Source organism: Pseudomonas sp. RW409 (genome assembly GCF_003184125.1).
Classification (GTDB): domain Bacteria; phylum Pseudomonadota; class Gammaproteobacteria; order Pseudomonadales; family Pseudomonadaceae; genus Aquipseudomonas; species Aquipseudomonas chlororaphis_I.
This window is the reverse complement of the sequence record NZ_QHHP01000007.1, coordinates 233,044-244,356: the sequence shown is the minus strand read 5'-3', so window position 1 is coordinate 244,356 and position 11,313 is coordinate 233,044. Positions and strand designations below refer to the sequence as shown.

Genomic DNA, 11,313 nt, shown 5'->3' with positions numbered 1-11,313 from the left:
GCCGCTGCCGAGCGCCAGCGAGGCTGCGATCGGTCTGGGCGGCATTCCGACGTAGTGGCCGCAAAGCCTGAGTTTGCAGTCTGTCAGGCGGAACGCGCTGTCTGGATGGCGAGCGCTACGCGCTCGATCGCAGCCTCGCTGGCGCTCGGCAGCGGCTACAGATCAGAAGGAGTGGGTTTGCTGCCGGCGCTTCCATTGGCTGAGCCGCTGTTGCAGGTTCAGCGGGCTGTGGATCTGCTGCTGGCGGGCGCGGCTGAACAGGATCAGCGCCAGCTCGGCGGTGGCCAGGGCGTCGGCGGCGGCATGGTGGCGTTCGCCGGCCTGCAGCTTGAAGTAACCCATCCAGTCATCCAGCCCGGCTTCGCGGATATGCGCCTGGGGGCAGAGCAGCGGGGCCATTTCGGCGACGTCGAGGAACGGATGCTGCAGGCGATAACCCAGGCTGTCCTTCAGGGCCCGGCCGAGCATGTGCTGGTCGAACGGCGCATGGAAGGCCAGCAGCGGGCTGTCGCCAACGAACTCCATGAAATCCAGCAAGGCCTCCACCGGGTCGCTGCCCGCGGCGATCGCGCTCGGGCCGAGGCCATGAATCAGCACACTGGGGCTGAGCTTGTGGTCGGTACGCTGCAAGGTGCGTTCGAACTGCTGGCCGAAGTCGATGGCGCCGTCTTCGATCACCACCGCGCCAATGGACAGCACCTGGTCGCGGTTGAGGTTGAGCCCGGTGGTTTCCAGGTCCAGCACCACCCAGCGCTGTTCGCGCAGGCTGCATTCGCCCAGCGGCGGGGCTACGGGCAGGCGCTCGCGGCGTTGTTGCTGTTCGGCGCTGAGTGCCGCGCTGGCCGGGCGCAACCAGGCGAACAGGCTCATAGCTGGTACCTCAGCGCCAGGCTGCTTTGCAGGCGCTGGGCCTGGCGCAGCGACTCGCGCAGGATGCGCCGGTCCAGGTGGTTGAGGCTGTCCGGGTCGACGCGGTTGGAGTAGGGCAGGTTCTGCCGGGTCTGCAATTGGTGCTGTTGCATGCGGGTCTGCTGGATGAAGTGATAGGCCTCTTCATACGCGGCGCCGTCGAGGGTTTCGATGACTTCCCTGGCCACCAGCTGGCGCAGGCGCTCCAGGGTGTTGTTGGCGTCGATGCCGTTGGCCAGGGCCAGCAGGCGGGCGCCGTCGACGAAGGGGGTGAGGCCCTGGACCTTGAGGTCGAGGGTGGCTTTTTCGCCGTTCTTCCTGGCCAGGACGAATTCACGGAAACGCCCTACCGGCGGGCGCTGGCGCAGCGCGTTCTCGGCCATCATGCGCTGGAACAGGCGGTTGTCGCCGACCTGGTCGAGGATGCCACGGCGCAGTTGGGCACAGCCTTGCTCGTCGCCCCAGACTACCCGCAGGTCGAAATAGATGCTCGAACCCAGCAGGTTCTCCGGCGTGGCCTCCCGGATGAAGGCGGCGAAGCGCCGTGCCCACTCGGCCCGGGACAGGCACAGCTCGGGGTTGCCGGCCATGATGTTGCCCTTGCACAGGGTGAAGCCGCACAGCGCCAGGCTCTGGTTGATCTGCTGCGCCAGGGGCAGCAGCTTGCCGCGGATCTGTGCCGCATGGGCCGCATCGCGGGCTTCGAACAGGATGCCGTTGTCCTGGTCGGTGTGCAGGGTCTGCTCGCGCCGGCCTTCGCTGCCGAAACACAGCCAACTGAACGGCACGCCCGGGTCGCCCTTGTCGGCCAGGGTCAGTTCGATGACCCGGCACACCGTGTGGTCGTTGAGCAGGGTGATGATGTGGGTGATCTGGGTCGAGGACGCGCCATGGGCCAGCATGCGCTCCACCAGCTGGCCGATCTCGCCGCGGATCGCCACCAGGTTGTCGATGCGTGGCGCGTTGCGGATGGTCCGCGCCAGGTGCACCAGGTCGACCCGTTGCAGGGAAAACAGGTCGCGCTCGGAAACCACGCCGCACAGGCGCTGCTCTTTTACCAGGCAGACGTGGGCGATGTGCCGCTCGGTCATGGCGATGGCGGCGTCGAATGCGCTGTGGTCCGGCGACAGGGCGAACGGCGCCTGGGTCATGTGTCGTTCGATGCCCTGGTTGAAGTCGCTGGTACCGTCGGCCACCACCTGGCGCAGGTCACGCAGGGTGAAAATGCCGAGCGGCGCCTTGTGTTCATCCACCACCACGATGCTGCCGACCTGCTGCTCGTGCATCAGGCTCACGGCTTCGCGCAGCGGGGTGGACGGCCTGCAGGTCACCGGGTGGCGCATCGCCAACTCGCCCAGCCGGGTATTGAGGGAGTACTGGGTGCCGAGGGTTTCCACGGCCTTTTGCTGGACCTGCTGGTTGACCTGGTCCAACAGGCTGCTGACGCCGCGCAGGGCGAAATCGCGGAACACCGCGCAGAGGGCGAACAGCTTGATGAAGGCCGGCTTGTTCAATTGCAGGCAGAAGGTGTCCTCGGCCGCCAGGTGTTCGGTGCGGGTGGCGCGCTCGCCCAGCAGCGCGGCAAGGGGGAAACACTCGCCGGCGGTGATCTCGAAAGTGGTTTCGGTGCCGCCCTTGAGGGCGTGCTGGCGCTCGCCGACCACCCGGCCCTGCTTGACGATATAGAAGTGTTCGACCGGGCCGTCGGCGGGTTTGATGATGCTCTCGCCGGGGCCGTAGAAACGCAGTTGGCATTGCTCGACCAGGTACACCAGGTGAGCGTTTTCCATCTGATTGAAAGGGGGGAACCGCTGGAGAAACTGCATCGTGCCGTGGATGTTCTGCAACACCGCGGTTTTCCCTGCCTGGGTGAAGGCATCCGCTTTACTCATAACCATTACCGCAGTCTTTTTGGATTTGTTGTGGTCGGGTCTTGGGTCATGGTCGGTCCCACGCTGCCGGGTGCCCATTGGACGTAAGTCTAGGTAGCGGGTCTGCACCTGTTAATTCGCTTCAAGCAGGTGTCAAAACCGTGAAAAAAGTACTTATCCGGCCTCTTGGAAAAAAATCCGACGAAGTGCACATTGGAGGCCTGCTTAGCGATGTCTGACCACTGTGCTAGGGGATCGATCTGAATATGTAGAGAAAGCCATGTCCGACCACGATATTTTGAGTGATGCCGAGCGCGAGGCGCTGAACGCCGTGATGCTCGAGCCTGATCTGCCGCCCCAGCGCGTGTTGATTGCCGACGATGACAAGGATGCCCGTGAGTTGCTGTCGGAAATTCTGGGGCTGGATGGCATTCGCTGCATGACCGCAGCCAGTGGCAAGGCCGCACTTGAACTGTTGAACTCGAACAAATCGATCGGACTGCTGATCACCGATCTGCGCATGGCCCCCTGTAACGGCCTGGACCTGATCCGCCAGGTGCGAGAGTCGGAGCGGGCGGCGCTGCCGATCATTATCATTTCCGGGGATGCCGATGTGCGTGACGCCATCGCGGCCATGCACCTGAGCGTGGTGGATTTCCTGCTCAAGCCGATCGACACCGGCAAGCTGCTGGCGCTGGTCAAGCATGAGCTGGGGGTGGTGCGCTAAGTATGTGCCCCACGTCCCCTGTAGGAGCGAGCTTGCTCGCGATAGCTGCCTCGGCCCCAAACAAAAAAGCCCTGATCGTGCGACCAGGGCTTTTTCTTTTACCGCGTTAACGCAGGATCACAGGCCGTTGCGGGCCTTGAACTCGCGACGACGACGGTGCAGTACCGGCTCGGTGTAGCCGTTCGGCTGCTTGGTGCCTTCGATCACCAGTTCGACCGCCGCCTGGAAGGCGATGTTGCTGTCGAAGTTCGGGGCCAGCGGACGGTACAGGGTGTCGCCGGCGTTCTGCCGGTCCACCACGGGCGCCATGCGCTTGAGGCTTTCCATGACCTGGGCTTCGGTGACGACGCCATGGCGCAGCCAGTTGGCGATGTGCTGGCTGGAGATGCGCAGGGTAGCGCGGTCTTCCATCAGGCCGACATCGTTGATGTCCGGCACCTTGGAACAGCCGACGCCCTGGTCGATCCAGCGCACCACGTAGCCGAGAATGCCCTGGGCGTTGTTGTCCAGTTCGTTCTTGATCTCTTCGGCCGACCAGTTGGTGTTGCTGGCCAGCGGAATGGTCAGGATGTCGTCCACCGAAGCGCGGGCACGCTTGGCCAGCTCGGCCTGGCGGGCGAACACGTCGACCTTGTGGTAGTGCAGGGCGTGCAGGGCCGCGGCGGTGGGCGAGGGTACCCAGGCGGTGTTGGCGCCGGCCAGCGGATGAGCGATTTTCTGTTCGAGCATGGCGGCCATCAGGTCCGGCATGGCCCACATGCCTTTACCGATCTGCGCGCGACCTTGCAGGCCGGTGCTCAGGCCAATATCGACGTTCCAGTTCTCATAGGCGCCGATCCACTTGGCGGCCTTCATCTCGGCCTTGCGCACCACGGCGCCGGCTTCCATGGAGGTGTGGATTTCGTCGCCGGTACGGTCGAGGAAGCCGGTGTTGATGAACACCACGCGCTCGCTGGCGGCCTTGATGCAGGCCTTGAGGTTGACCGTGGTGCGGCGCTCCTCGTCCATGATCCCGACTTTCAGGGTGTTGCGCGGCAGTTCCAGCACGTCTTCGATGCGCCCGAACAGCTCGTTGGTGAACGCGGCTTCTTCCGGACCGTGCATCTTCGGCTTCACGATGTACACCGAGCCGGTGCGGCTGTTGGTGCGCGAGGTGTTGCCGTTGAGGTTGTGGATCGCTGCGAGGCTGGTGACCAGGCCGTCGAGGATGCCTTCCGGCACTTCGTTGCCTTGGCTGTCGAGGATCGCGTCGATGGTCATCAGGTGGCCGACGTTACGCACGAACAGCAGCGAACGACCGTGCAGCTTCACACTGCCGCCGTTGGGCGCGGTGTATTCGCGGTCGGCGTTCATGGTGCGGGTGAAGGTCTGGCCGCCCTTGGCCACTTCTTCGGCCAGGTCGCCCTTCATCAGGCCGAGCCAGTTGCGGTAGATCACCACCTTGTCATCGGCGTCGACGGCGGCGACCGAGTCTTCGCAGTCCATGATGGTGGTCAGGGCCGCTTCCATCAGCACGTCTTTTACGCCGGCGGCGTCGGTCTGGCCGACCGGGCTGCTGGCGTCGATCTGGATCTCGAAATGCAGGCCGTTGTGTTTCAGCAGGACCGCGGTCGGGGCCGCGGCATCGCCGTGGTAGCCGATCAGCTGGGCGTCGTCGCGCAGGCCGCTGTTGCTGCCACCCTTGAGGGCGACCACCAGCTTGCCGTCGACGATTTTGTAGCCGGTGGAGTCGACATGGGAGCCGGCAGCCAATGGCGCGGCCTCGTCGAGGAAGGCGCGGGCGAAGGCGATGACCTTGTCGCCGCGCACCTTGTTGTAGCCTTTGCCTTTTTCCGCGCCGTCGGCTTCGCTGATGGCGTCGGTGCCATAAAGCGCGTCGTACAGCGAGCCCCAGCGGGCGTTGGAGGCGTTGAGGGCAAAACGGGCATTCATCACCGGGACCACCAGCTGCGGACCGGCCGTGCGGGCGATCTCGTCATCGACGTTTTGCGTCGTGGCCTGGAAGTCCGCCGCTTCTGGCAGCAGATAACCGATGTCTTGCAGGAAGGCTTTGTAGGCGATCGGGTCGTGGGCCTGGGCTTTCTCAGGAGCTCTACGGGATTGGTGCCAGGCATCGATACGCGCCTGGAAATCGTCGCGTTTGGCGAGTAGGGCTTTGTTCTTCGGCGCCAGGTCGTGGATGACCTTGTCGGCGCCGGCCCAGAACTTGTCGGCGGTGAGGCCGGTACCGGGAATGGCTTCGTTGTTCACGAAGTCGAACAGGACTTTGGCGACCTGCAGGCCACCGACTTGAACGTGTTCAGTCATTGCTTGCCTCACTCTGCTCAGCTATTTCGCTTTTCAGCTCTTCAAATTAACAATGAAGCCTCTGGCCATTTAAACCACAAACCCCTCTACCAGTACATGCCATCGCGGGCGGCTGGGATGGTTCCAATCAACGGCTTGAAGCCTTGCTGACAGGGCTTTCAGGGTTGCGACTGCGCCTTGGCAGACATCGATCCAACGTTATGTAGTGCGCGCTGCGGCATACTACATGATGAATTGCGGTTGTGAAAATTAGACTAAATACGTCGTTCCGCGACCCAAGTTCGCGGAGCGGTCACGCTGGGGAACAGGATGTTCTCAAAAAACTATTGAATTGTTCCATATAAATCTAAGGAGTTGTACACGATTTATATTCCGGCAGCGGCAGCGCGCTGTTTTCATGCTTTGCGCCTTGCCTGTAGGCGCAAGGGAAGCGGCAGGACGAGCCTTGCCTATACTTGATTTTCTATAACAAAAGTCCTGACAGAGGGTTGCGCCATGGACCACCTCGTACTCACCGTATTCGCCCCGGACAAGCCCGGACAGGTCGAGCGCATCGCCCAATGCATCGCCGCGCACGGCGGTAACTGGCTGGAGAGCCGCATGTCGCGCATGGCGGGGCAGTTCGCCGGCATCCTGCGGGTCGGTGTGCCGGCGGAGGCCTACGACGAGCTGGTGGACGCCTTGCAGGGCTTGGCGGCCCAGGGCATTCGGGTGCTGATCGCCGAAAGCGGTATCGAACAGTCCTGCACCTGGAAGCCGATCTCCATGGAGTTGGTGGGCAACGACCGGCCGGGCATCGTGCGCGACATCACCCGCCTGTTGAGCGAGCAGGGGGTGAATCTGGAGCGACTGGTGACCGAAGTGCGCCCGGCGCCCATGAGCAGCGAGCCGCTGTTCCACGCCGAAGCGATCCTGGCGGTGCCGCTGACCTTGTCCCTCGATGTCCTGCAGTCGCGCCTGGAAACCCTGGCGGATGATTTGATGGTGGAGTTGGTGCTGCGCAGCGAGGTGTGAACCGAAAGGGCAGGTTATCCAGTTTTAGCGTGCATGCGCCTGTGGATAACCTGTAGAGACTCGCCTCTGGCCCAAGCCGGCCGCGGCTTTCCAAGATCTGATCAAAAAACCAGCAGTTTCAAGGGCTTGTGCACAAACGGCGGGGATCACGCTGTGGATAACCTTGGGAAGGATAGATGCAGGCCACGCCAACCGTGGCCTGTAGAGGTTTGTACGTTTATTGATCAGCTGCGTTTGCGCAGGCTCAACCAGGCATCCACGCTGTACACCGCCAGGCCGGCCCAGATAAACATGAACGCCACCAGGGTGCTCGACGACAGGTGTTCGCCGAACAGCAGTACCGCCTGCAGCAGCACCAGGGTCGGCGCCAGGTACTGCAAGAAGCCCAGGGTGGTGTAGGGCAGGTGACGGGCGGCGGCGTTGAAGCACACCAGCGGCACCAGGGTGACGGGACCGGCCGCCACCAGCCACCAGGCTTCGGAGCTGGTCCAGAAGGCCGCCTGGGCACTGGTCGCGGTGGGGTTGAACAAGAGCCAGGCGAGGGCGATCGGCACCAGCATCCAGGTTTCCACCACCAGCCCCGGCAGTGCCTTGACCGGTGCCTGCTTGCGGATCAGCCCGTAGAAACCGAAGGTCAGCGCCAGCACCAGCGAGACCCAGGGCAGGCTGCCGACCTGCCACACCTGCTGCGCCACGCCGACCGTCGCCAGGCCCACCGCCAGCCACTGCAAGCGCCGCAGCCGCTCACCGAGGATCAGCATGCCCAGCAGCACGTTCACCAGCGGGTTGATGTAGTAACCCAGGCTGGCCTCGAGCATGCGCCCGTTATTCACCGACCAGACATAGGTCAGCCAGTTGGCCGCGATCAGGGTGCCGCTCAGGGCCAGGATTGCCAGGCGCTTGGGGTTGTCCCGCAACTCGCGCCACCAGCCGGGATGCTTCCAGACCATCAGCAGCAACGCGCCGAACAGCGCGGACCAGAGCACCCGGTGGATGATGATTTCCACAGCGGGCACGTTGGCGATGGCTTTGAAGTAGATCGGGAACAGGCCCCAGATGATGTAGGCACTCAGGCCCAGGATGTACCCGCGACGCGGGTTGGCGGCTTGCATGCAGAATCCTTGCTTAGGCAGCTAACAAAGGCAGTGATTGTAAGGAGGTTTATCAGGCTGTGTCTTTGTCAGCGTAATCGCGATGAGCTGCTTTTCTGATCGATCCGGCTTCTGTAGGAGCGAGGCTTGCCCGCGATCAAGACACCGCGGTGCATCAGACTCATCGCGGCGAGGCTATCGCGGGCAAGCCTCGCTCCTACAGATCCGATAAAGGCTGGGGTCAGAACAGCTTCAAGGGTTCTTCGTTGAGCGCCGAAAGTTGCTCGCGCAACGCCAGCACCTGGTCGCCCCAGTAACGCTCGCTGCCGAACCAGGGGAAGCTGCGCGGGAACGCCGGGTCGTCCCAGCGCCGCGCCAGCCAGGCGCTGTAGTGCATCAGGCGCAGGGCGCGCAGCGGTTCGATCAGCGCCAGTTCGCGCGGGTCGAAGTCGTGGAACTCGCTGTAGCCATCCATCAGCTCCGACAGCTGGCCCAGGCATTCCTGGCGATCGCCGGCGAGCATCATCCACAGGTCCTGTACCGCCGGGCCCATGCGGCAGTCGTCGAGGTCGACGATATGGAACACCTCGTCGCGGCACATCATGTTGCCGGGATGGCAGTCGCCATGCATGCGGATGTTCTGGTGCGGCGTGGCCTGGTAGACCTCTTCCACCCGCTTGAGCAGGTCGCGGGCCACCGACTCATAGGCCGGCAGCAGGCTCTTGGGCACGAAGTCGCCTTCCAGCAGGGTGGTCAGCGAGTCGTGGCCGAAGTTCTTCACCCCCAGCGCTTCGCGATGCTCGAACGGGCGGGTGGCGCCGACCGCATGCAGGCGGCCGAGCAATTGCCCCAGGCGATACAACTGGTCGAGGTTGCCGGGTTCCGGCGCCCGGCCGCCACGGCGCGGGAACAGGGTGAAGCGGAAGCCTTGATGCTCGAACAGGCTTTCGCCCTGGTGAATCAGCGGCGCCACCACCGGTACTTCGCATTCGGCGAGTTCGAAGGTGAAGCGGTGCTCTTCGAGAATTGCCTCGTTGGTCCAGCGCTGCGGACGGTAGAACTTGGCGATCAGCGGCTCGCCGTCTTCGATGCCGACCTGGTAGACACGGTTTTCGTAACTGTTGAGTGCCAGGACACGGGCGTCGCTGAGAAAACCGATGCTTTCGACGGCATCGAGGACTAGATCAGGGGTAAGGGTTTCGAACGGGTGAGACATGCTGACTCCTGCGCGCAGCAGGCTGCTGCGTCCGGCCAAGCATGGTAGCGCACGAAGGATGACAGGTGGTGACTGTGAGGTCGCTATCGCGGGCAAGCCTCGCTCCTGCAGGTCGGTGCAGGAGCGAGCTTGCTCGCAAAGCGGTGGATCAGGCGCCGACGATGCCGCCATCTTCCCGGGTGATCACCATCACCGAGGAACGCGGCTTGCCGTTGGGCAGGTGCTCGGGGAAGGTCGAGCCGCCGTTCTCGCCCGGATGCTGGATGCCCACGAACAGGCTGCGCTGATCCGGCGAGAAGGTGATGCCGGTGACTTCGCAGCCCACCGGCCCGACCATGAAGCGGCGGATTTCACCGGTGTCCGGGTCGGCACAGAGCATCTGGTTGTTGCCCATGCCGGCGAAGTCGCCGGCGTTGCTGGAGTCGCCGTCGGTGAGGATCCACAAGCGGCCGGCCTTGTCGAAACCCAGGCCGTCGGGGCTGTTGAACATGTTCTGCGGGGTGATGTTCGACGAACCGCCTTTCGGCTGGCCGGCATGCACGGCCGGGTTGCCGGCGACCACGAACAGGTCCCAGGTGAAGTCCATCGAGCCGTGGTCGCCACGGCCGGTCTGCCAGCGCAGGATCTGCCCGTAGACGTTTTTCTCCCGCGGGTTCGGGCCGCCCACTGGCTGGCCGTCTTCGCCACGTTTGGAGTTGTTGGTCAGGGTGCAGTAGACCTGGCCGTCTTTCGGGCTGACCACGATCCACTCCGGACGGTCCATGCGCGTGGCCTTGACCACGCTGGCCGCGAGGCGGGCGTGGATCAGCACTTCGGCCTGGTCGGCGAAACCGCTGCTGGCGTCGATGCCATTCTTGCCGTGGCTCAGCTCGACCCATTTACCCTGGCCTTTCGGGTGGTCCGGGTTGCCGTCGCCATTGTCGAAGATCGCCACGTACAGGGTGCCGTGGTCCAGCAGGTCACGGTTGGCCTTGGGGTTGCGGTGGTTGATGCGGTCGCGGCTGACGAACTTGTAGATGAACTCGCCACGCTCGTCGTCGCCCATGTAGACCACGGCGCGTCCGTCGCGGGTTTCGGCCAGGGCGGCGTTTTCATGCTTGAAGCGGCCCAGGGCGGTGCGCTTGATCGGTTTGGATTGCGGGTCGAACGGGTCGATTTCCACGACCCAGCCGTGACGGTTGAGTTCGTTGGGGTTTTTCGCCAGGTCGAAGCGTGGATCGAACTGATGCCAGTTGATGTCGCGGCTGCTCGCCGAAGCGCCATAACGCTTCTGCGCGGCATCGAAGGTCTGCTGGGCGTTGCTGCTGCCGAAGCAGTCGGTGAAGTTCTCTTCACAGGTCAGGTAGGTGCCCCATGGCGTCTTGCCGTTGGCGCAGTTCTGGAAGGTGCCGAGGACTTTCCTGCCGCTCTTGTCGGCGCTGGTTTTCATCAGCGCGTGGCCGGCGGCCGGGCCGCTCAGGCGAATCGGCGCGTTGCCGTGGATGCGCCGGTTGTAGCGTGAACCCTGGACGAACTGCCATTGGCCGCTGCGGCGCTGCACTTCGATCACTGACACCCCTTCGCTGGCCAGGGCCTTGCGCACGTCTTCCGCCGACTGCGGCATGCCGCCGTGGGGGTAGAGGTAGCGATAGTTGGTGTATTCGTTGTTGATCGCCATCAGCGCGCGATTCTTGTCGTCCGGGAAGGCGAACAGGCTCATGCCGTCGTTGTTGTCGCCGAACTGCACTTCCTGGGCCGCCGCGGTGCCGTTGCCGCTCGGGTCGAAGGCCGGGCCGTTCTTCTGCAGGGGCTGGCCCCAGCTGATCAGCACCGAGGACTTGTAGCCCGGCGGCAGGGTGATGGTGTCGCTGGTGGCGGCGGCAATGCCTTCAAAACCCAGCAGCTTGCTGGAGCCGGCGCTGACGCTGGCGGCCAGCACGCTGCGGCTCAGCAGGTTGCCACCGAGAAACATGGCCGCGCCGCACAGGGCACCGGCGCTGATGAAACCACGGCGGCTGAGGCCGACCATCTTTTCGAGGTCGGTAGGTTGGTCTTCTTCTAGTAGGCTCATCACAGGCTTCCTGCAGGATTTTGCAGCCACCTTAATCAGCGTCGATGACGAACATATTGCAGCGACGAAAGCATTTCGCCGCTTGTGTAGTCGCGCCGAAGGCTGCGATCGAGCCGAGGGCTCGCAGG

General features: G+C 63.7%; 8 protein-coding genes. 2 read left to right on the top strand and 6 right to left on the bottom strand.

Going from position 1 to position 11,313, the window contains the following annotated elements:
• Positions 1 to 162 precede the first annotated feature (162 nt).
• Positions 163 to 870 carry a PolC-type DNA polymerase III gene (locus DK261_RS08280; protein WP_009051206.1) on the bottom strand — a complete coding sequence of 236 codons (708 nt, stop codon included), beginning with the start codon at positions 868 to 870 and terminating at the stop codon, positions 163 to 165.
• Entirely contained in the window at positions 867 to 2,807 is a 1,941-nt protein-coding gene (locus DK261_RS08275) for a putative nucleotidyltransferase substrate binding domain-containing protein (RefSeq protein ID WP_110175544.1), read from the bottom strand. The genes DK261_RS08280 and DK261_RS08275 overlap by 4 nt, the downstream gene beginning before the upstream one ends.
• Positions 2,808 to 3,060: 253 nt before the next feature.
• Here DK261_RS08275 and DK261_RS08270 point away from each other — a divergent pair, with 253 nt between their 5' ends.
• Positions 3,061 to 3,507 (top strand): response regulator, encoded by a 447-nt coding sequence (locus DK261_RS08270; RefSeq protein ID WP_009045922.1) that lies wholly within the window; start codon positions 3,061 to 3,063, stop codon positions 3,505 to 3,507.
• A gap of 117 nt (positions 3,508 to 3,624) precedes the next feature.
• Here DK261_RS08270 and DK261_RS08265 read toward each other — a convergent pair whose 3' ends face one another.
• Positions 3,625 to 5,814: a malate synthase G gene (locus tag DK261_RS08265; protein WP_009051204.1), complete on the bottom strand. Its 2,190-nt coding sequence runs from the start codon at positions 5,812 to 5,814 to the stop codon at positions 3,625 to 3,627.
• Positions 5,815 to 6,309: 495 nt separating this feature from the next.
• Here DK261_RS08265 and DK261_RS08260 point away from each other — a divergent pair, with 495 nt between their 5' ends.
• Positions 6,310 to 6,828, top strand: coding sequence for a glycine cleavage system protein R (locus tag DK261_RS08260; RefSeq protein ID WP_009051203.1), 519 nt, complete (start codon positions 6,310 to 6,312; stop codon positions 6,826 to 6,828).
• A gap of 224 nt (positions 6,829 to 7,052) precedes the next feature.
• Here the strand turns inward: DK261_RS08260 and rarD are convergent, their stop codons facing one another.
• The 3 genes from rarD to DK261_RS08245 all read right to left on the bottom strand — a co-directional run bounded on the left by rarD (position 7,053) and on the right by DK261_RS08245 (position 11,185).
• Complete coding sequence (rarD, locus tag DK261_RS08255) at positions 7,053 to 7,940, bottom strand: EamA family transporter RarD (RefSeq protein ID WP_038636302.1); 888 nt, start codon at positions 7,938 to 7,940, stop codon at positions 7,053 to 7,055.
• A 220-nt stretch (positions 7,941 to 8,160) separates the two neighbouring features.
• Entirely contained in the window at positions 8,161 to 9,135 is a 975-nt protein-coding gene (locus DK261_RS08250; protein WP_009051201.1) for a serine/threonine protein kinase, read from the bottom strand.
• Between the two features lie 148 nt (positions 9,136 to 9,283).
• Positions 9,284 to 11,185, bottom strand: a complete 1,902-nt coding sequence (locus tag DK261_RS08245; protein WP_110175543.1) for a PhoX family phosphatase — start codon at positions 11,183 to 11,185, stop codon at positions 9,284 to 9,286.
• Positions 11,186 to 11,313: the final 128 nt, after the last annotated feature.